At 34.5% G+C, this 22,734-nt stretch carries 17 protein-coding genes and 1 tRNA gene; 10 read left to right on the forward strand and 8 right to left on the reverse strand.

Annotated elements, in window-relative coordinates:
* The first annotated feature begins 147 nt into the window (after positions 1-147).
* The 8 genes from AABL85_RS13315 (at position 148) to AABL85_RS13350 (ending at position 11,414) form a co-directional block, all read left to right on the forward strand.
* Positions 148-942: a GLPGLI family protein gene (locus AABL85_RS13315; RefSeq protein ID WP_341310431.1), complete on the forward strand. Its 795-nt coding sequence runs from the start codon at positions 148-150 to the stop codon at positions 940-942.
* Positions 926-3,559 carry a hypothetical protein gene (locus tag AABL85_RS13320; protein WP_341310432.1) on the forward strand — a complete coding sequence of 878 codons (2,634 nt, stop codon included), beginning with the start codon at positions 926-928 and terminating at the stop codon, positions 3,557-3,559. The genes AABL85_RS13315 and AABL85_RS13320 overlap by 17 nt, the downstream gene beginning before the upstream one ends.
* A 177-nt stretch (positions 3,560-3,736) precedes the next feature.
* The gene (locus tag AABL85_RS13325) at positions 3,737-5,380 is read left to right on the forward strand and encodes an MFS transporter (RefSeq protein ID WP_341310433.1); all 1,644 of its coding nucleotides are present in this window, start codon (positions 3,737-3,739) and stop codon (positions 5,378-5,380) included.
* Positions 5,381-6,046: 666 nt separating this feature from the next.
* The gene (locus tag AABL85_RS13330; RefSeq protein ID WP_341310434.1) at positions 6,047-6,850 is read left to right on the forward strand and encodes a hypothetical protein; all 804 of its coding nucleotides are present in this window, start codon (positions 6,047-6,049) and stop codon (positions 6,848-6,850) included.
* A gap of 12 nt (positions 6,851-6,862) precedes the next feature.
* Complete coding sequence (locus tag AABL85_RS13335) at positions 6,863-7,657, forward strand: hypothetical protein (protein ID WP_341310435.1); 795 nt, start codon at positions 6,863-6,865, stop codon at positions 7,655-7,657.
* A gap of 2 nt (positions 7,658-7,659) precedes the next feature.
* Positions 7,660-8,484 (forward strand): hypothetical protein, encoded by an 825-nt coding sequence (locus AABL85_RS13340; RefSeq protein ID WP_341310436.1) that lies wholly within the window; start codon positions 7,660-7,662, stop codon positions 8,482-8,484.
* Between the two features lie 349 nt (positions 8,485-8,833).
* Positions 8,834-10,942, forward strand: a complete 2,109-nt coding sequence (locus AABL85_RS13345) for a peptide MFS transporter (protein ID WP_341310437.1) — start codon at positions 8,834-8,836, stop codon at positions 10,940-10,942.
* A gap of 19 nt (positions 10,943-10,961) precedes the next feature.
* Positions 10,962-11,414, forward strand: coding sequence for a thioredoxin family protein (locus tag AABL85_RS13350; protein WP_286413355.1), 453 nt, complete (start codon positions 10,962-10,964; stop codon positions 11,412-11,414).
* Between the two features lie 5 nt (positions 11,415-11,419).
* Here AABL85_RS13350 and AABL85_RS13355 read toward each other — a convergent pair whose 3' ends face one another.
* From AABL85_RS13355 to surE, 5 genes are all read right to left on the reverse strand, one after another.
* Positions 11,420-13,462 carry a ComEC/Rec2 family competence protein gene (locus tag AABL85_RS13355; protein WP_341310438.1) on the reverse strand — a complete coding sequence of 681 codons (2,043 nt, stop codon included), beginning with the start codon at positions 13,460-13,462 and terminating at the stop codon, positions 11,420-11,422.
* 127 nt (positions 13,463-13,589) lie between these two features.
* Complete coding sequence (locus tag AABL85_RS13360; protein ID WP_286413353.1) at positions 13,590-14,210, reverse strand: C40 family peptidase; 621 nt, start codon at positions 14,208-14,210, stop codon at positions 13,590-13,592.
* A 23-nt stretch (positions 14,211-14,233) separates the two neighbouring features.
* Positions 14,234-15,358: a lipid-A-disaccharide synthase gene (gene lpxB / locus AABL85_RS13365; protein WP_286413352.1), complete on the reverse strand. Its 1,125-nt coding sequence runs from the start codon at positions 15,356-15,358 to the stop codon at positions 14,234-14,236.
* Positions 15,359-15,637, reverse strand: a complete 279-nt coding sequence (locus AABL85_RS13370; protein ID WP_286413351.1) for a hypothetical protein — start codon at positions 15,635-15,637, stop codon at positions 15,359-15,361. It abuts the gene before it with no gap.
* Positions 15,638-16,405 carry a 5'/3'-nucleotidase SurE gene (gene surE, locus AABL85_RS13375; protein WP_341310442.1) on the reverse strand — a complete coding sequence of 256 codons (768 nt, stop codon included), beginning with the start codon at positions 16,403-16,405 and terminating at the stop codon, positions 15,638-15,640.
* 340 nt (positions 16,406-16,745) lie between these two features.
* On the opposite strand from surE, the gene AABL85_RS13380 reads away from it, so the two are divergent.
* Positions 16,746-18,980 carry a carboxy terminal-processing peptidase gene (locus AABL85_RS13380; RefSeq protein ID WP_341310439.1) on the forward strand — a complete coding sequence of 745 codons (2,235 nt, stop codon included), beginning with the start codon at positions 16,746-16,748 and terminating at the stop codon, positions 18,978-18,980.
* A 1-nt stretch (position 18,981) separates the two neighbouring features.
* Positions 18,982-20,067 (forward strand): ABC transporter permease, encoded by a 1,086-nt coding sequence (locus tag AABL85_RS13385; RefSeq protein WP_341310440.1) that lies wholly within the window; start codon positions 18,982-18,984, stop codon positions 20,065-20,067.
* A gap of 223 nt (positions 20,068-20,290) precedes the next feature.
* On the opposite strand, the gene AABL85_RS13390 is transcribed toward AABL85_RS13385, so the two are convergent.
* The 3 genes from AABL85_RS13390 to AABL85_RS13400 form a co-directional block, all read right to left on the reverse strand.
* A complete protein-coding gene (locus AABL85_RS13390) occupies positions 20,291-21,181 on the reverse strand; it encodes a glycoside hydrolase family 25 protein (RefSeq protein ID WP_341310441.1) in 891 nt (296 codons plus the stop codon).
* A gap of 66 nt (positions 21,182-21,247) precedes the next feature.
* On the reverse strand, positions 21,248-22,087 hold the full coding sequence (locus tag AABL85_RS13395; RefSeq protein ID WP_286413347.1) for a mechanosensitive ion channel family protein: 840 nt from the start codon (positions 22,085-22,087) through the stop codon (positions 21,248-21,250).
* A 358-nt stretch (positions 22,088-22,445) separates the two neighbouring features.
* Positions 22,446-22,527: transfer RNA gene (locus AABL85_RS13400), tRNA-Leu, on the reverse strand.
* Between the last annotated feature and the right edge of the window lie 207 nt (positions 22,528-22,734).

A 22,734-nucleotide genomic window follows, 5' to 3' on the forward strand; every position in this document is an offset into this window, starting at 1 on the left:
AGGCGCTTTTTTTGTGCAATACTTTCAATAAACAAACAAAAGCAATGAAACGAACCTATACTTCTTTCTTAGTTTTTAAGATTTAATTAACAATACTTACAATATCTGATCTATACACGGCGTTCTAACAAGAACTAAAACTTAGATATGTATAAATCAACCTATTACTTATTTATTATTCTATTCTTATGTGTTATTGGATATGCCCAAGATACCAATTACACCATCACTTATCTAAAGACAACAACTTCTGATGCTCATATCATCTCAGCAGAAGACAAACTATACATTAGCCCTAAAGAAGATAAAAGTCTATACATTAATGGCGAATACAAATTCACTAAAGAGCCTCCCAGAGAGCCAAATGTAATAGTGATTTACGATAAACAAGAATTTGAAGAGTTCTTCTACTTTGACTTTAAGAAGAACCTGCTCTATTCAAGAATAAAGCCTTGGGAAGCGCGATACTTTATCAAGGAAGATATTCCTCAAATGGATTGGCAACTACACGATGAGACCAAAACCAATGCAGAACAGATAACCCTTCACAAGGCTACACTAAGCTTTAGAGGGAGAAACTATACGGCGTGGTACTCTACTGACTATCCTGTACAAGTAGGCCCTTGGAAATTCAATAACTTACCTGGTTTAGTATTTGAACTCTATGATGATGAACACAGATATCATTGGAACATACAGAATATAGAAGTCAACAAATTCAAGATATTACCTTTTAGATATGACGTTAGTCGTGCCAACGAGTCTATCCGATCTTTTCAAGAGAAATACTACAAAGAGCTTGATAGACTAGTCAATGGCCCTCAACGCAATCCTTTTGGTAATATACCTGGCGTAGAGATACTCGAGGTCATGACAGATCCTAATCAATTTGAACGTTTAAAAAACAGTGACCTCGAACGCAAATATGAGTGGGAAGAGTAATATAATTATCCTATTAATACTCCTGTGCACTTACCTAACTCAAGCACAGCATATCACTACACGACTACTAGATAGTCAAGGTGTAGAGATAGTCCGTGCAACAGTATTTCTACAAGATCAAAACAATAAAACCTTAGCGTATACCTCATCTAACAATGAAGGACTAGTAGAGTTTAAAAACATAGCGAACTACCCTACTGCCTCTCAACTTACGATACAAAAGGTTGGAATAGAGAAAACGACTATCACCCTAGATGCGACTAAAAACAACTATGGTATAGACACACCTCTGTACCTACTCTCTTCTGCTGAAGTGCTCAACGAAATCACCATTAAGGCTACTTCACCTATCACAGTGAAGAAGGATACTGTAGTCTATAATGTCAAACAGTTCTCTAAAGGAGATGAACGCGTCATAGAAGACCTACTCAAGAATCTACCAGGGCTAGAGATTAGTACTGATGGGAAGATCAGTGTCAATAATCAAGAAGTAGAGAAGGTCATGGTAGATGGCACAGACCTCTTCGATAGAGGATACAGAGTGCTGACTAAGAACATGCCTGTCAGTCCAGTAGAAGAAGTAGAACTATTACAAAATTATTCTGAAAACAAACACCTGACAAATCTAAACCCTGCTAAGAAACTAGCACTTAACCTTAAACTCAGTGAAGAAGCTAAGCGTGTATGGTTTGGCAATGTCGAGGTGGGAGCTGGTGTACGTGATAAGGAGGTGCATAGTGCAAGATCAAACATCATGAACTTTGGCAAAAAGACGAAGTTCTACTCTATCTTACAGTCTAACAATATTAGCTATGATGCTACGGGTGACCTTAGCTCGTTTCTAAATAGTAATAAAGGGGAAATAACAACTCCTACTGCTCTATCTAATCCTATCAATATAGACAATATCTCATTAAGTCTCAGAAACCATCGATATAAGAATAACAATAACCAGTTTGCTTCTATCAACACGGCTGTAACTCTATCTCCTAAAATAGAAGTGAAGATAGCAGGCTTGTTCAATAAAGAGACTCTTCTAGGCAAAAGGGCAATGGATCAGACTCTATATGCTCCAGATAATTCCTATCACAATATAGAAATGATGAACAATAAGAACAGAAGTAACTTCTCGTTTCTAAAAGGAGATATGGTCTACGATATCAATAAAACGTCTACACTGAAATATGATCTAAAAGGCAATATCTCAAACACAAAGATTAATAGTGCAGTACGCTACAACGATATTCCGAATAATCAAGCTCTAGACAATGAGAACAAAAGAGTAGAACAGAACTTAGAGTACACCACTAAGCTATCTGATAGAGAAGCTTTAGTACTGAGTTATAAGAATATCTATGAGCAGAACACTCAAGATTATATCAATACGCCTAATATCTATATACAGGATGCGACAACGCCATTCAGTCAACTCGTTCAGAATAAAATGAACTATCACACTGTACAGGCTAGTTATAAAGGAATGATGAAAGGTAACCACCTACTTCATCTCACGCTAGGGAATACGAACACGAACACACATCTCTACAGTCTAAATAACTTAGCAGATGATGACACCTATACTAACAAGAATAACTCAACCTTAAAAGTAAACGAACTTTATGCAAAGGCATTGACGAAGATGACATGGGGTACGTGGAGTATGGGGACGAGTATCTCTGCTTCCTTATTTGACAATAAGCTAAAGTCAATAACTACGGATAACAGTCTTCAGAAATTCACTATAAGCCCACACTTATCTATCGAAAAAAGAATTAATGACAAGAACAAAATAGACATCTATTATAAATATGGTTATACTAATATCAATGCTGCCAAAACCTATGATGGGTATATACAGACATCGTATAGAAGCTTCTTAAGAGGAACTACTAATCTTGACCCTTTCACAAATAATTCAGTAGGTCTAACCTATACATTAGGCAACTACCACGATAGGTCATTCTCTACGGTGACGATATCGTATAATAAGTACAACGACTTTTATACACAGAATAACTATATCTATCCTAACCACACGAAGAGCAATATATCTACCATAAAGAACAACGAGAGCTACTTCATATTAGCCTCTACAGAATATTATTTCCAAAAGCTAAAACACAACCTAAAGCTGAGTCTAAATGCTAATCAAGCTGACTTCTACAACACGCTAAATGATTCTGAGACGAGACGTATCAGAAGCACATCACTTACCTATGGAATAGAACTGAAGTCTAATCTTAGATCAAGGTTTAACTATGCCGTAAGTACGAATTGGTATACGACCTATATGAACATCATTAGCACTGAGCGCTTTATAGACACAGAAACTAAACTGACTGCTAAATATAAACTAAAAGACGTATTCTACCTAAACCTTATCAGTGAGTTATATTCTTTCGATAAGGTAGCTCCTAGTCGTAAGTATTATACCTTTTTAGACTTTAATATTGCGTATATCCCTAGTAAGTCGAAGTGGAACGCACGTCTAGAGTTAACGAACCTCTTTAATACCAAGACGTATGCAAACTACGCCTTAACAGACTACAGCAATACCTCTACGACCTATAAGCTCTTAGGAAGACAACTACTACTCAGTGTAAACTATTCATTTTAAACTTAATCAAAGCGTCTTAGGCAACTAAGGCGCTTTTGTATATCATAGATACATCATCATAATTACTCAGATTACACCAATATTTCTATTTGAATAGCAAATTTTTGGTTCTCATCCATTGCAGTTTAGAATATACAACTTAACTTACCGCCTATAATTTTTAAATCACCCATTACCATGTCACAGTCCAATAAAACGTTGAGACAAACAATAACATCATTCAATAAAAACTTCTGGATAGCCAGCTTTATGGAACTGATGGAACGGTGGGCATGGTATGGTATCTATACCTTATTAGGATTATATTTAGTAGGCTCTACTGACATGGGAGGGCTTGGTTTTAACCATATCCAAAAAGGTAGTATCATGGGAGGCGTTGTAGCTATCCTATACTTTTTACCTTTATTATTTGGAGTTATCGCTGACCGTATAGGGTATAAGATCTCATTGATTATTTCCTTTATCATTATGATTGCCGGTTACTATCTTTTAGGAGAAGTAACAACCTATACCAATGTCTACGTAGCATTCTTATTAGTTGCCGTAGGTGCAGCATTCTTTAAACCTGTAGCATCCGCAATTATTGCTAGTAATACTGACGAAAACTCTGGAACACTAGGCTTCGGTATATTCTATATGATGGTTAACATCGGAGGGTTTATCGGACCGGCAATGTCATCAGGATTGCGTACTACGTTTGGTTGGAAGATTATATTTATACAAGCAGCTATCGTTATAGCAATAAACTTATTTATAGTAATATTTTTCTACAAAGAATCAAAAGTAGAAAAACCTAAAGATTCTATTGGTAAAGCGATCAAAGATTCTGTATTAGGAATCTTCGAAGCGCTAAAAGATGTACGTCTAGGAATATTATTATTATTAATGATTGGGTTCTGGACGATGTTTAACCAACTGTTCAACACACTGCCTAACTTCATCGAAGACTGGGTAAACTCTGCTACATTAAGTACTTGGATTAATGAAAATGTACCATTCTTAGGAACATTACTTACCCAAGATGGTCAAGTAAAACCAGAATGGTTCACTAATATAGATTCATTGATGATTATTATTTGTCAAGTTAGTGTCTCATACTTTGTGATAAAAATGCGCCATATCAATGCTGTAATCAGAGGAGCCATAATCGCGAGTATAGGGGTAGGACTTACGTTCTATACACACAATCCATTGTTTACTATATTAGGTACGATGATCTTCTCTATCGGAGAGATGATGTCTAGCCCTACTGTATCATCATTTATCGCATTAATTACACCGAAAGGAAAAGACGGGTTATACCAAGGGACTTATTTCTTACCTGTAGCAGCTAGTTACTATGTGACAAAATTCATATCAGGTGATTTGTATCAAGCATGGTCAGACAAATTATCTCTACTAAAAACAGAGATGGCTACTAGAAGCATAGACATGCCAGAAGTAGTAACGCATGAACAGTTTATAGAACAAGGATCAAAGGCTCTAAATATGTCTCTATCTGCCTTCGAAAAACAGTTTAACCTTAAAGCGGACAGCGTAGATTGGTCACAAGTGGCTACCTCTTTTAAAGAATATGCTATCAATAAAGGTATTGACATCAGCCAAGTACACTTCCCATTCTCTAAAAATGAGTACTTCGCTTTAGCAGAACAGAAGTTGAGCATGTCTCACTGGGAGATGGTAGATATGCTATGGAACACTTATAATCCTAATAAGATATGGTATGTGATATTCGGTATCGGGATGTTCTCAGTGATCACACTAGTCATCTATGATAGATTGGTCATCAGACCTCTAGAACAGAAAAAAGCAAATCAATAAATATATACACAAACGCCTTAGATCACTAAGGCGTTTTTTTATGCCTTTATTTTTCCTACTTACCTCCTGCTCCACTATACTGTAGTATAACACAGATATCTTTCTATATACATTCTTACAGTTATTCTCCCATCATGACCTTATTTGGAGTTAATGACTCCTTAATCCCTTAATGACCTATTCTGCACTTTTAATCAGAATATAACAACCTCATATTCAATCATTATCATTACACAAGATGAATTGGCTTCGGAAGTTATTCGATAATAACCAATATCTATCAGGGATAGAAGGTGTTTTACCAAATGATATACTATCTCTACCCGAATAATCTATGTAAAAGAAGAAAACATAATTCTATACCCCACACTTAATAACACATATCTAATAAAATAAAATGTTAATAAAAACCAAACAATAAAAGATAAACAACACCATTTCAATTAAATAACACCGAATAAAAAAGAAAGATAATTTTTAAATCACTAAGCAAAAAACACTAAAAACAAACAATACAGTAAACAAATACGTCTAAAAAAAAGATTTTATAAAAAAAACACCTTCACAACAACGCTTTAAACAATAATTCTCTAAACAAAAAAAGTATCTTTTTAAGACCCTTTATCCTAATTAATTTTGCTTTATTAATAAAATGGTTACAAATAAATGAAAAAATACACACTTTTAGCTATTTTACTCTTTCTTGTAGTAGGAAAAATGAACGCACAAAAAATAGGTGTAAACACAGTATTACCCTTAAGTGACTTGCATATACATGGAAAATTACAAGTAACTAAAGACCTCAACTTTGGAGGGACAGCTACGTCTAAAGGAGACTCTGGAGAAGAAGGACAAGTATTAAAGTCTAACGGAGAAGGCAAAGCTCCTGAGTGGAGTACATTAACCATACCTATAGTTCCTCCTGGCAGCTATGCTATGACTAATACCACAGTAATTGTAGATCATAAAGGAGCACAATTAGAAGAAGAAGTTGGTAGAAGAACGTATGTAAAAAATGAACCTATAGATACAATACCTATCAACGATCTAAAAGCAAAATGGATAAAATTAGAAGAGCTAGATTCTAATCTATTAATTACACAAGATAAAAACAAAGTGAACTTAACGCTGCAAACTATAGCATCGATATCTCAGAAAGGAATTTCTACGAATAAAATCCCTTTATTCTCATATGCTATTGGCTTCTTTGTAGACAAAAAGCTTAAAGCAGTTAAAACATTCATAGTTGAAGGTAAGAAAGACGCATTTGAAGTAACGACAGTAATCACAACACTATTAAACTTAAAGAAAGGCAACCACCTCCTAGAAGTAGCTGTAATACCAAGAAAAAAAGATGGATTCACTGGTGTGCTAGCCATAGGTAGACCAAACAAAGATGACGTAGATTTAATCTCTGCATTTATGGCACAAACATCTTTAAAAATTGATGTTTTCGAAGTTCTTAACTAAAAAAGTACTATTATGATTGCAAAAAAAATAATACCCTTCTTATTTTTATTACTTATAAAGATCACTTTCGCTCAACCAATAGGCATAAATACTACCACTCCTGCAAGTGATTTGCATGTTAATGGTTCAGTATCTATAACTAATGAATTAAACATAGGAGGTTCAGCAACTATGCAGGGAACACCAGGACTAGAGGGACAGGCATTAATTTCTAATGGTATAAATCTAGCACCATATTGGGCAACATTAAATATCCCCACTGTATTACCAGGGAGTTATTCCCTAACAAAATCGTTAGTACTCGTAGACGATATAGGAATAATCCTTAAAGAAGGTTCTTCAAAAACAAGTTATAAAGAAAATGAAAGCATAACATTAATTGAAAAAGGAGCAGAATGGGTTCCATTAACAGAGCTTATAAGCCCTATAACCATCACTGATCCTAACAATAAAGTAAGCCTAATACTCCAAACTATAGCACATATTTCAAGAGAAGGCATAGGAACCGATCCTAAATTCAGTTTTGCAATAGGGTTCTTTATTGAAGGAAAATTAAAATCAGTCAAACCATTTATTGTAAAAGGAACAGGGTATTCATTTACCGTCGTAACCTTAATCTCAACAATAGAAAATTTACCAATAGGAACACACGAACTAAGAGTGGCAGCCATCCCTAGAGTAAAAGAAGACTATAAAGGTGTTCTTGCCATAGGTAAGAAAAATCCTGATCCAGAAGCTACCAATATATCACCTTTCATGGCAAAGACTTCTCTTAAGGTTGACATTTATGAACAATTAAACAAATAAATATGAAAAAGAACATATACTTTATTCTATTTTGTTTTATAATCAAAATACAAATATTTGCACAACCTATAGGTTTTAATACAACCACTCCGTTAAATGACATGCATCTTAATGGTACATTACAAGTAACGAAAGAAATGAACTTAGGAGCAACTGCAATTACAAAAGGGAATCCAGGTATTGAGGGACAGGTACTAATATCACAAGGCCCTAACAAATCACCTGTATGGAAAACCCTAAGTATTCCGATAGTTCCAAAGGGATCTTATTCACTTATCAGTAGTGATGTTATGGTTGATTCTTTAGGTGTAGAATTGCCCAAAGGGGCAGAAAGAAGGCAATATATTGAGAACGAAAGAATTGATTCTATTCCTGCAACAGACCCTACTGCTAAATGGCACATATTAAAGCAATTAACAACTATAATCAAAATAGATAAACCTATAAATCGAACAAACTTAATATTGCAAACAATTGGTCACCTATCAGATAGAGATAAAGATGGTATACCACAATTTACCTTTGCAATAGGTTTTTTTATAGGAGGTCGTCTAAAATCAGTAAAGCCTTTTGAAGTAAAAGGTTTAACTAACCCTTTTAGTATAGTTACATTAATATCAACTATCGAAAATTTAGATGTAGGAAATCATAAATTAGAAGTAGCCGTAATTCCTAGATTAAAAAGTGGCTACAAGAAAGGTCAAAATGGGAAAGATACAAGCAAAGCAATCTTAACTGTTGGTAAACCTAACCCAGATTCCACCAACTTAACATCTTTCATGACAAATTCATCTTTGCAAATAGACGTACTCGAAGTACTTAACTAAGACAATATATTCCACATTTCATTTCATAACACTATTAGTAGAGCACAGTTAATTACTGTGCTCTACTAATTTTTGGTACTAAAACAAGGCTTTATAATCACCTCATTTATATCTATAAAACCAAAACTGATCATCGTTAGTACTAGCATATCGCAATATGTACATAAAGATTTAAGAATAGTGAATAATAAAGTGATAAATACAAATCATACACTAAAAACTATTTATATTTTTTAGTAAAACAATTAATCTTAAGTTTATTTTACTATTTTTAGCCTTTATGACATGAGATTATGTATTAAACACAATCTTTATAACTAACCACAAACTAGACTTTTAAAATTAAATTATGGAAAACTCTACTACTGACCGGCCGAACTTCTTCGACAGTAAAGTTCTGGGACATCCTTCAGGATTATTCGTTCTCTTCTTTACAGAGATGTGGGAGCGATTCTCATTCTACGGAATGCGCGTATTATTGATTCAATTCTTAACTATGTCTGTCATAGGCCTCAACCCTGGATGGGAAATGAGTGTAGTAGATGCAGGAGCTATATTCGCTACTTATGCTATGTTACTATATATCACGCCTATCTTCGGAGGTATCTTAGCAGATAAATATATAGGTTATCGCTGGGCTGTAGTAATTGGTTCGCTGATTATGACCTTAGGTCACGCTTCTATGACCCTTGAGACAGAGTTCTTTATGTACTTGGGATTACTATTACTAGTAGTAGGTACCGGGTTCTTTAAACCAAATATGACATCTATCTTATCTGAGATGTATAAATCATTCCCTGAGAAAAAAGATGGGGCTTATACGATTTTCTACATGGGAGTTAACGCAGGAGCATTCTTCGGAATGATGCTATGTGGGTATATTGGTGAGCGTATCGGATGGCATTATGGATTTGGGCTAGCTGGTGTATTTATGTTACTTGGAACATTACAGTTCTGGCTTGCTAAACCAATCTTTGGGAATATAGGTGATGTGCCAAATAAAAATATAGAAATAAAAGTAGAAGAAACTGAGAATACTAAGGACCTTACTGTAGAAGAAAAAGAAGAGCTTAAACGCAATCCTTTTACTACATTAGATTATATACTTATCGTGATTACTTCTATTATCGGATTTTTATACGCCTTCAGTGATGTATTCTACATCGTAGGAAAGATAAGGTTATTCCCAGCCCAGATATTTGGTATAGATGGTAAAACAGTAGTGGTAGTTACAGGACTGCTTATATTAATGTGGTTGATAATATCGCGTATTATTAGATATACTAAAGTAGTCAGAGACCGTATGATAGCAGTTATTATATTCGCTTTCTTTACGATATTCTTCTGGATGTCATTTGAACAAGGAGCGACATCACTGATTATCTTCGCCCGTGATAATACTCAGAGAGTACTGTCTGGTGATAAGGCTTTACTATTTAATATCTTTAACTCATTACTAACTATAGTACCTTTGTTGATCATTACTTGGGTATTAATCTTATTAGCTAAGCAAACTATTAAGAAGGCGTTCTTATCTAATATCATATTAGCTGTAACATTCTTAGGTGTATGGGGATCTGCCTTATGGATGCTAAATAGAGAATGGTCTCTACATGCGTATGAGGTAACGTATGATGCTGTACAAATACAAAAGGTAGACAAAGAAGGTAAGCCTATCCTAGATAAGCATAATGAACCTATCTATGAGTATAAAGCGATACATGCTGCTAACATACCTAATGAGGGTGATAATGTAGTAAAACATACTGCTATCGTATCTCAACTAGATATATTAACAAAAGGGGATAAAGTAGAAATCTATGAAGAGTTAGGTAATTTTAATATTCTTGATTCTAAACAGAAAGAACATTTAGTAACTGAATTTAAAAAGGCAGATAGACCTACAGAAATAGTCCAAGCAGAAATAACAGAGATAAAAGATAACCAAGTAGAAATAACAGCTTCGTGGTTCTCTATCTTAAATTCTTTCTTTATAATTGCATTAGCTTCATTGGTGTCTAAGCTATGGGATTCTAGATTTAACCCGCCTGCTTCTATTAAGTACGGACTAGGGTTAATCATTATGGCCATCGGATTCGGAGTATTAGCATATGGATCACATGGTATCACAGAAGGTACTAGAGTGTCTATGATGTGGCTAGTATTCGCTTATTTCTTCCATACATTAGGAGAGCTATTCTCTTCGCCTGTAGGACTATCTTATGTTTCTAAGTTAGTTCCTGCAAGAATGATTGCACTAATGTTTGGAATGTGGTATCTTGCAATCGCAATTGGAAACAATTTAGCTGCAAAACTTGGTGGACAAATAGAGACAATTACAGAACAATACTCATTGTCAGTGTTCTTCTTAATCTTCACTGTAGTGCCTATTGTAGCAGGGTTGTTAGTTATTGCTCTTAACCCAGTGCTGAAGAAATTAATGCACGGGGTCAAATAATAACAATATTAAAAGAAATATGAAAAAACTGTTTTTATTACTTACCATTACTTTCTTAGGATTAACAGCTAATGCTCAAGAAATAAAATGGATGTCGTTTAATGAAGCTATCGCAGCACAAAAGAAAGAAGCTAAGCCTATCTTTATGGATGCTTTTACTGAGTGGTGTGGCCCTTGTAAAATGCTTGACAAAAACACTTTTAGCGATGCTAAAGTAATCGAGCATATCAACAAAAATTACTATGCAGTAAAATTTGATGCAGAAGGTAATGAAGAAATAAACTACAAAGGAACGAAGTATACAAATCCTGGATACAACAGTGAAAGAAAAGGTAGAAATGCTACGCACGACTTCACTATGTTCTTAAGAATACCTGGATATCCTTCTATGGTTATCTTCGGTACGAAAGGTGATGTGAGTAAAGTTATCGTAGGATACCAAACTCCTCAACAACTATTACAACAGATTTAAGATCATTATAATAAAGAAGACCAATATCCCTTTTCATACATATCGTGAAAAGGGATATTCTTTTTTATACACATATCGATACACTTTTTCTTTAACCAAAAAGGTACTGAATTATGAAAGATCACTAATTTGGGTAACCTAACTTCTAGCATACGTTCAAAGTTTATCTTAGGTTGCCCTGAAAATAATACCACCGAAGCATCTAATAGCATATCATACACTATTCTATCACTATCTATAATTAATACTTTCTCTTGAGAGTTAAACACCATTCCCTCTAATGGATAATACACAACTTTATCTATACTATACTCTTGCAGATATTTATCTAAGTCACGTAGATGTCTATGGTCAGTACTATCAACAAGATTCATTAGTACATGTACAGTATTGTAGTCTCTAATCCATATTGTCCTATTGTACTTATTAGATACATATGGAACAACAATCTCTGTATCCAAAATAGATTCTCTACTGGATGCTAAAGTATTGCCTAGTTGTAAACCACAACATATCAATATCATTGCTACTATATATCTCAACTTCTTTTGATAATAAGAAAGTACGATGCCTCCTATAAGAATGAAGAGTATAGTCATCTGTACAAAATTTATCTGTGCATTCTGAAAAGAGAAATAATGCAAACGATGTACTAATTCTATTAATCGGTACAATAGATCGGTTAATACATTAAGGCAATAACTTATCACTATAGATAAACTATCAATCCACATCGTAATTAAATAGACTATTCCTATAATAATGAGCACTGTTATTAAAGGTATGACAATTAGATTAGCTAATAAAAATAGAAAAGAAAACTGCTGAAAATAATACAACTGAATTGGTATCAAACCGATTTGAACACTTATAGACACATAAGTTAGACCCTGTATGTATTGTATTATTCTATTTTTAGAATAGTATCTCTTAAATAATGGTAGAATATATACAATACTGATAACGGCCAAGTAGCTTAACTGAAAACCAATATCATATACCCAATAAGGATGTATACATAGACTTATGAACAAGGCAAGTCCTATACTGTGCTCCAAGTCTTGCTCTCGCCTTAGAAGTTGACCTATAAGGAAAATAGTAAACATTAAGACAGCTCTAAATACTGAAGCTGAGAATCCTGATAAAAAGACAAAGAACCACAGTAATACAAGAATAACAATACTCCTACTCTTTCTTGATAAAAAAAATAAACCGCGAACAAACACTAAATAGATTAGCCCTACATGTAATCCCGAAATAGCCAAAACATGCATAACACCTACTTCCTTAAACTGATTAATAACAGTCGAGTCTATATACGACTTCTCTCCTAACAACAATGCCATTAATAGACCTTGAACATCCTCATTCAGTACATTAGAGCTACTATTTAAATTATTGATTAAAGAACTCCTAATCTTTAATATTTCATAACGCCAATGCACATCATGCCCTACTACAAAGTAATCGCCTATATAGCTTTGAATAAAGATTCCCTTCCCTTGCATATACTTTTTATAGTCGAACTGTCCTAAATTCTTTGGTTGTTGGATATTGCCTATTCTGCCATAGTAACTAATAATATCACCTACCTCAAGTAAGTTTTGACTTTCATTAAAATAAAGAGCTATCTTGTTAGCACATACTGTGTCACCAATTCTTATCAGTTCTCCTATAAATCGTTTGTTCGTTTTATTACTAAGTGCCTCCGTTATTTTTATATCTATCCTATTATTTATAGGGGTATTAAGATACATCTCTATTCTTTGTAACTCAGACCCATATTTATTCTTAACCAATCCTTTTATCCCAATACCTAAAAAGAAAAATAGACTAGCAAATAATAAAATATCTTTATTTCTTGTCCCCCTAGAAGGAAGAAGAACAAACCTATTTAACTGAGATGGTATCAAACTAACCAGAAGAGTAATCACTATAACTAAAATGACTAACTCACTAACAGACACATCAATATATATCCCTAAAAAAAGAAAGAGAGAATAAAATAAAAAAGAGAGTTTGATAGGCTTCATAGTAATAATAAGCATCAAAACTCACTCCAAAATAATAGATTATTTGATTTATATCAGCAATTGTAAAAAGAATAGAAAGCTAATAAAAAAGCCCTATCCTGATGGATAGAGCTTAATATTATTTTTTTGAATTCTTATAATCTTAATTCATACTTTCTAAAACAACACGGTTAATCTGTGCGAAAGTTCTACTATAGTAATTTTCTTTAGTTGAAGATACTATCACTCCTTTGCTAGTTGAAGAATGGATGAACTTAATTTCATCGTCTAATACCTCAGTGATAATTCCTACATGACTAATTCTATTGCCACGAGTTTTAAAAAAGATCAAATCACCTATTTGTGCTTCATTTTTTCTAACTCGTTCACCTACTTGAGCCATTTCACTTGACGTACGTGGTAGATTTACACTAGTATCACCGAAAGCTGTCATTACTAAACCAGAGCAGTCCATACCCTTTCTACTCATTCCACCATATCTGTAACGAACTCCTTCATAGTCAAAAGCAGTATTCAGTACTTGACTAGTCAGATTATCGAAGTACTCCCCCTTTGCTTCTTTTGCCTCCTCAATAAAATCACCTAATAAAGCATCTAATTCTGCTTGTATTTTATCATCTACATTTTTACTCTCAGCGATAACGGCTGTAGGTTTCTTTTTAACAGGGCTACTATAAACAGATTTACTTGTTGTCTTCGCTTCTATTGTATGCAAACCAGAAAGGCCCAAAACACTGATTAATAATAATGTAAACTTTTTCATAATGTTTTTTTTGTGGTGGTTGATTAACTTCTTTTTGTCATATGATTTTTTAGTATTTCGCCTGCAACATAATCACTTGCTCCTTGACCGCCTAAATTACGAATTAATTCTTTATATTTTAACAATATTTCATTTCTTTTTTCTCCTTGTATGATTTTTGCGAATTCTTGTTCTATTCTTACAGCATTACAATCTCCTTGTATAAGCTCTACTACCACATCATCATCCATAATTAAATTAACTAAAGAGATATATTTTAATTTAATAATGCGCTTCGCTATTTCATAAGACACTTGGTTTCCTTTATATAATACTACCTGCGGAACATTGAACAAGGCAGTTTCCAGCGTCGCTGTACCAGAAGTCACTAAGGCTGCATGAGCTATATTTAACAAAGCATAGGTTTCATTAAATACAAAAGAAATATTCTTATCTTTTATAAAAGTCTCATAGAATGAAGCATCCTGTCCTGGAGCACCAGCAATCACAAACTGATACTGTGGGTAATGATGTATTACAGAAAGCATTTCATTTAATAATCTACTGATCTCCTGCTTTCTACTTCCAGGTAATAAGGCTATAATAGGTCGTTCATCTAAATTGTGCTTTGCCTTAAAATCTTGATGTTCTTCTGCTCTATAGCGCTCTATAGCATCTATTAATGGGTGCCCTACAAAGGTTACAGGGTAATTATGTTTCTTCTCATAAAAATCTTTTTCGAATGGTAGAATTACATACATAAAATCAAAATCTCTTTTGATATCATTGATGCGGTTTTCTTTCCAAGCCCATATTTGAGGTGAAATATAATAATGTGTTTCTATACCTACTTTCTTTGCCCACTTAGCTATGCGCATATTAAAGCCAGGATAATCTATAAACACTAATACATCCGGATTAAAAGATGCGATATCTTTTTTACAGAATTTAATATTGCGCAATATTGTTCCTAGATTTTGTACCACTTCAACAAATCCCATAAAAGCAAGATCTTTATAATGCTTCACAAGCTTTCCTCCTACCTGCTGCATTAAATCTCCTCCCCAAAAGCGTATCTCTGCATTAGGGTCTTTCTTGTATATAGATCGCATAAGATTAGATCCATGTAGATCCCCTGATGCCTCGCCTGCTATTATATAATACTTCATCTACACTAACTGTGTTATTATGGTTAAAATAATTACGGCTAAAATACAACCTCTAGCCATAAAATCTAATCTGCGATTAATAAAAAATGTAAATAACAGCAAATTAAGTAAGCTCCCTATCGCTGTTATTCTTCCTACTAATCCTATATTATTAATGAAACCAAAATCACTAAACAACTCGTAGTTAGTAAATAACAACAAATAAAGCTCTATACCCACTACAGTAGCCACTACACCTCCAACAAAACCGATTAGAATATGAACAATCTTATCTTTCATCTACAGATCCCATCTATTAATACGTTCTAAAACTTGATGTGCAGTTAGATCAAACTGCACAGGTACGATAGAGATATAGTCATTTCGCAATGCCCACTCATCTGTATCCTCACCTTTATCTTGATTAACAAATTCTCCTACTAACCAATAGTACTCTTTCCCATGAGGACTAACTCGTTTATCGAAGTTCTCTACCCATGTAGCTTTGGCCTGTCTACATACTTTTACTCCTTTAATATCTTCGGTTGCCAGCTTTGGGAAGTTTACATTCAGCACCACATCTTTTGGGATTCCGTGCTTTAGTGCTTCTGTTGTAATTTTTTTTATAAAAGGTTTTATTTGTTCAAAATCTGCGCTCCAGCTAAAGTCTAATAATGAGAAACCTATTGCAGGTATTCCACTCATTCCAGCTTCTAATGCAGCACTCATTGTTCCTGAATAGATAACATTAATAGAAGAATTAGAACCGTGATTTACTCCAGACACACACAGATCAGGTGTTCTATCTAATATCTGTCCTAATGCTATCTTTACACAGTCCACAGGTGTACCAGAACACGCATATTCTACTTCTATCTCTGGATCAATATTTACTTTTTCTAGTGTAAGTGTGCTGTTTATCGTTACAGCATGCCCCATTCCAGACTGAGCACTATCTGGGGCAACTACCACTACTTCTCCTATCTCTTTCATCACACTTATCAGGGCTCTCATACCCGGTGCTGTGATACCATCGTCATTTGTAACAAGTATTAAGGGTCTTTGCATCATATATTTATTTTAATTACATTCGCTAATGTAAGGATTATATGTTATTTTAGTTGTGAATTTACTTAGTTTTAACCGAAAATACGTGATAGACATATAAACGAAAAGTGATTATATAAAATAGATCATAATTAGTGATACAAGCATACAATACTATGGGTTTAGTGCTAATAGAGGAGCTATGAAATAGAACTACTTTGCAGTATTTGGCTAATGCGGATTTTGGGTTTAAGCACCTAACAACTACGGATTTTTATACGATTATGTGTTTTAACAAATAATTATCGACCTTATCGTATAAATATTTACTTTTTTAACTACTTTAGTTCAAAACTAATTAATGAATACTTTTAAGCTATTTATGAAAAGAAATTATAAGGTTATACTTCTACTTATCGGAGTGTCTGCTCTGCTGTGGAGTTTTATGCCTAAACAGCAAAAAGATACGCCTGAAAAAGATCAGCTTCTTTTAGAATTAGTAACGTATATATTAGAAAACACACATTATAACCCTGCAAAGATTGATGACAAATTCTCTGCTACTGTATATAAAGAATATCTAAAAGCATTGGATCCAATGAAGAGATATTTCTTACAATCAGATATTGATGAGTTTTCTAAATATGAGTACTTGATTGACGACATGATTCAGTTAAAGGAACTTTCTTTCTTTGACCTGACTTATGAGCGCATTACTCAACGTATGAATGAGGCTAAAGGTATTTATACAGAAGTACTTGAACAGCCTTTCGAATTCGAATCAGATGACGTACTGAACGCCGACTATGACAGTATCGGCTATGCTAAAGATGCTGAAGAATTAAAAGAGCGTTGGAAACAACAACTAAAACTTAATGTCTTATCTACCATTACTGACAACCTTAAAATACAAGAAGGCAAAGTAGAGGAAGAAGAAGAGTTTGACGAGTTTGGAGAACCTATCGTTAAAGAAGAAAAGAAATCAGACAAAAAAGCGAAAGACAAAAAGCCTGTTGAAAAGAAATCTTTTGAACAACTTGAAAAAGAGGCTCGTGAAAGTGCTTTAAAATCGTATGATGAAGTTTTCGAATTCATTAAAGATCTTGAGAGAAAAGACTGGTTTGCTATTTATCTAAACTCTATTGTAGAGCGTTTTGACCCGCATACTTTCTATTTTGCTCCTGAAGATAAGGAGAAGTTCGATGCCAGCATGAGTGGTAGCTTCGAAGGAATTGGTGCTGTTCTACGCAAAAAATCTGAAGGTGTAGAGATCAATGAGCTTGTACCTGGTGGACCTGCTTGGAGAGGTAAAGAAATCGAAACTGGAGATATTATCCTTAAAGTTGGTCAGACTAAAGATGAAGAGCCTATCGATATCGTAGGTATGCGTCTTGACAATGTTGTAAAACTGATCAAAGGGAAAAAGAACACTACAGTATTCTTAACGATTAAGAAAATAGACGGAACGATCAAGGTTATCCCTGTTATGCGTGAAGTTATCGAAATGGAAGAAACTTATGCTAAATCAAGTGTTATCCAAGACGGTGATAAAAAATACGGTATTATTCACTTACCTAAATTCTACATTGACTTTGAGAACAAAGACAGTCGTAACGCATTTACAGACGTTGAAAAAGAGATTAAAGAGCTAAAACAGCAGAATATAGACGGTATCATTATGGACCTTAGAAACAACGGTGGAGGTTCATTAGAGACAGTTATCAAAATGGTTGGACTATTCTCTAAAGAAGGTCCTGTAGTACAGGTAAAATCTTCTAGAGGAAAACAAAAAGTATTAGATGACAAGGATACTCCTATCGTTTGGGAAGGCCCACTAGTTGTATTAGTAAATAACTTCTCTGCTTCTGCCTCTGAGATTTTTGCTGCCGCTATCCAAGATTATAAGCGCGGAGTGATCATCGGTAGTAAACACACCTATGGTAAAGGAACTGTACAAAACTTAATAACACTTAATGACCTATTAAGAAAACAACCTTATGGAGATCTAGGTGCTTTAAAAGTGACACTACAGAAGTTCTACCGTATCAATGGTGGTTCTACTCAACGAGAAGGAGTACTAAGTGATATCGTATTACCAGACAGATATTCTTATATCGATATGGGAGAAAGAGATATGGATAACGCAATGCCATGGGACAAGATAGAAAGAGCTGCTTATACTCCATATAACAATGATTTCTCTGCTGTAATCAAGTCAAGTAAAGAGCGTATTGCACTAAATGAGCAATTCAAATTGATAGACGAGAGCGCACAATGGATCAATGAAAGAAAAGATGAAAAGCAAGTTCCATTAAATCTTGAGAAGTATCGTGCAAAACAAAAAGAAGTAGAAGAAAAAGCTAAAAAATTCAAAGCTATTTCTAAATATAAAAACGACTTGAAGTTTACTTCTTTACCTAGTGAATTAACTAGAATCAAGAACGATACAATACTTGAAAGCAAAAGAGACAGATGGCATGAAATGCTAAATGGTGATGTCTATATTGAAGAAGGTGTTAAAATCTTAAAAGACCTAGACACAAAGAAAATATATAAAGTAAGTGGTGATAAAAACAACGTAAGTTCTAAATTATAGAATGTCTCACACTAGCAAATCATATACACAGATCGCGCTCCAAAAATTCAAACAAGATTTTTGGGGCGTTTTGTGTTTTTGGATTATTGTAAGTATTGCTGTAGTAGCAGCCTTTGCTTACTTCATTATCCCTGACAACTCTAAGAATGCTAATGCAGGTGACCTTGCCCTTCGTTCTCAGAGCCCAGGCTTTACCGTATCTACTATTGCTATCCCTACAGACACTGATCGCACTTGGAGTGAGTTTTGGTTTGGAAGAGAAGAACCTGCTAGATTCATACCTATTAGTGAATATCACATTACTAATGACACTCTATATTATAAAGGGTATAGTAATCAACCACAATTAGAAGAAACTAAAAGCATCGCTCTGAGTACTTTAAACAACGCTAAAGAAGCCGAGATTATCAAACAGAAGAAATACTGGCTAGGTACGGATAACCAAGGAAGGGATTATCTAAGTAGACTAGTCATTGGCGCACGTGTATCTCTATCTATAGGCTTTGTAGCAGTATTAATATCCCTGGTGATTGGTATCACGTTAGGCGCTATAGCTGGCTACTTTGGCGGAAAGATAGATGCCTTTATTCTTTGGTTGATTAATGTGTTTTGGTCTATACCTACCCTACTATTAGTGATTGCCATTACTTTAGCTCTAGGCAAAGGTTTTTGGCAAGTTTTCATCGCTGTTGGACTAACGATGTGGGTAGAAGTAGCTCGTGTAGTCAGAGGACAAGTAATCAGTGTAAAAGAACAACAATACGTAACTGCAGCCCATGCTTTAGGCTATTCTAACTACAGAATCATTACTAAGCACATCTTGCCCAACTGTATGGCTCCAGTCATTGTAATTTCGGCTGCTAACTTTGCTTCTGCCATTTTAGTAGAGAGTGGATTAAGTTTCTTGGGATTAGGAACACAAGTACCTACACCTAGTTGGGGAGCCATGATTAAAGAGAACTATAACTATATCTTATTAGGCAAACCTTATTTAGCCTTATTGCCAGGCTTTGCTATGTTTGTACTTGTGATAAGTTTTATGCTGATAGGCAATGCCCTTAGAGATGCCCTTGATGTTAGAAAATAACATCCCATTCTTATTTTATCTCTTATATACACAATGTCAAAGAACATACTATAAGCCATTACTTACAGTGTATCAGATCCCTATCAGATACAGCACAAAAGTAAATAACCTTATTTATGTTCTTTTCGTTATTGCTTATAATGACCTATTATGACGATAATGAGTGTATATGGTAGCAGAAAGTGGGACACTGTACACCTTAGTCTAGAAGATTAAAAAAACTTTAAGGCACAAGTAATTCTCGTATATCTGCCTTATTCCCATTGTAGATATTTAAGTCCACCTTGCCATCTATACCATTGACAACTCCTTTTTCTGTAAATTGCCAGAAATGCCATTCTGCCTTTATTTCTTCGACAAAGAAGTTGTAATTAGCGATCCATAATACATGATCAGGAAACCAGGCCTTAAGGTGATGCGTATAATAATTCTCTCCTGAATACAAGATCGGTTTTACCTTATAATGCGCTTCCACCAGCTTGATCCAGTTCTGTAGCCCTTTTCTAAGGTTTTCCATAGACTGCTCTTTAGGCATATCTTCTATATCTAGTACAGGAGGAAGGTCTCCTTCTGATATTTTTACTAACTTAATAAAGTTTTCTGCTTGCTCTGTCGAATTTTCATCAGGGCGATAATAGTGATATGCTCCTCTAATAAAGTGATTTGCTCTAGCACCTTTCCAGTTTAGATGAAAAGCCTTGTCCTTGCCATCTTTACCCATAGTCGCTCTAATGAACACAAAGTCAAGAGAAGCTTTACCAGCTACAGAATCCACTACCTTCCAATCGATCACCCCTTGATAATGGGACACATCGAAACCGACTAACATACTGTCATGTCTATTCAACACCTCTACAGTACGCACATCATAGATAGACTTGCCTTCTGACTTGTCATCAGAGCTAAAAAAATAACGTATTCCCTCTCTAAAATGGAGTCCAAACCAAATACCTATTCCCACTAATACCACGATGATGACCACCCACTTCACAGTAGTCCATGTAGATGATTTAGCACTCTTCTTTCTAGAAGGTTTTCGTCTTGTTGGAGGTTTTCTCTTTGGTCTTGCCCCCACAGCAGACATAGGATTTGAATTAGTTTTATTAGAAGCCATCTCTCTTTAGAAAAAAGCAAAATTAATCCTTTTATTGATATTGAATACTTCTAGAACCCATAACTTTTACACAGACACTACACCCTGTTTTAACTTCAGCACAGGCACAGGCAGTTCTATATTATTCGCTTTGAATTTCTTGTCTATTTCGAAGCGAATCTCACTACCTATACGATCGTTATCAAAAGCGTTATCTATAAAATAATATAAGATAAAACGGATTGAAGATTCTCCGAACTCATCTATAAACACTATAGGTTTAGGCGATTTTAATACCTCATCATTATCCTCTACACATGACAATAGCACCGATTTGACTAATTCTACATCCGTCCCTATAAAAGCACCTACATCGATCCTTGCACGTATCACAGGGTCTTCATGCGTCCAGTTATTCATAATATCGTCTATCAGTTTTCTATTCGGAATCACGATATCTTTTCTATTACGCGTCTCAGCGATAGTACATCTAAGATTAATGACCTTCACACGAGCTACTTCACCTCTGATCTCTACTACATCACCAACATTTAATGTCTTGTCAAACAAGATGTAAATACCTGCTATCAAATCTCTAAAGATATCTTGTAGTGCAAACCCTAAACCAACAAACAGAGCAGCTGATGTAGTCAAAAACATACTGATATTTATCCCAACTACATTCAGGATAAAGAAAATCATGATCAGGTAAATAAAGTAATTAATAAAATTAAAGACACTCCCTAGCCTAGCCGCTACATCAGGAGTAGCCATACGTATAAATGCTTTTTTCAACAGCCTCACCCCTACATTAGTAATCATAAGCGTGAATGCGATGAATAATAATGTACCTATCGTAATACTGATAGACTTACTCGTATATAATTCAAACTCTAATACAGTTGCTAGCAAATTTTTTAATTCCATTCCTTTTCCTTGATTAATCCTTATACATTATAATTTAGACTACACTTCACACAAAAGTCACACCATACCTCTAAATTCAACATTTAAAGAATGAAATTTACAAAAAAAGATGATACATAAATTCTAAACAATGATAATATACAGAAACACCTTTTCTCAGAGTAGGTACTAATAAAAATATATCTGTGTCAAAATAACGCAGAGAATCCTGTATTTGATGATTGTATAGCCACAGAACAATCAAATTAATTGTTAATCTTACTGCCGAAGGAGAATTAATAGATATCTATTAGAAAAGTTTATTAAGCCATAACTTTACACCAATAAAAAAGCCTCTTCGTTTGAAGAGGCTTTCTTGTGCGGGTAAAAGGACTCGAACCTTCACACCTTGCGGCACCAGATCCTAAGTCTGGCGTGTCTACCAATTTCACCATACCCGCGAATCAGTGGAACATCCTGTTCCTTTAAGACGTGGCAAATATAATAGATTTTTTTACTTAAAAACAAATCTTAAATAATAAAAAAATCATTTATTTTTAATGATCTCTATATAAGAGATTTAAAAATGAATCATTCCTAAAATAATTACATAAAAAAAGCCTCTTCGTTTGAAGAGGCTTTCTTGTGCGGGTAAAAGGACTCGAACC

The sequence above is a fragment of the Myroides odoratimimus genome (assembly GCF_038039805.1).
GTDB classification, from domain to species: domain Bacteria; phylum Bacteroidota; class Bacteroidia; order Flavobacteriales; family Flavobacteriaceae; genus Flavobacterium; species Flavobacterium odoratimimum_B.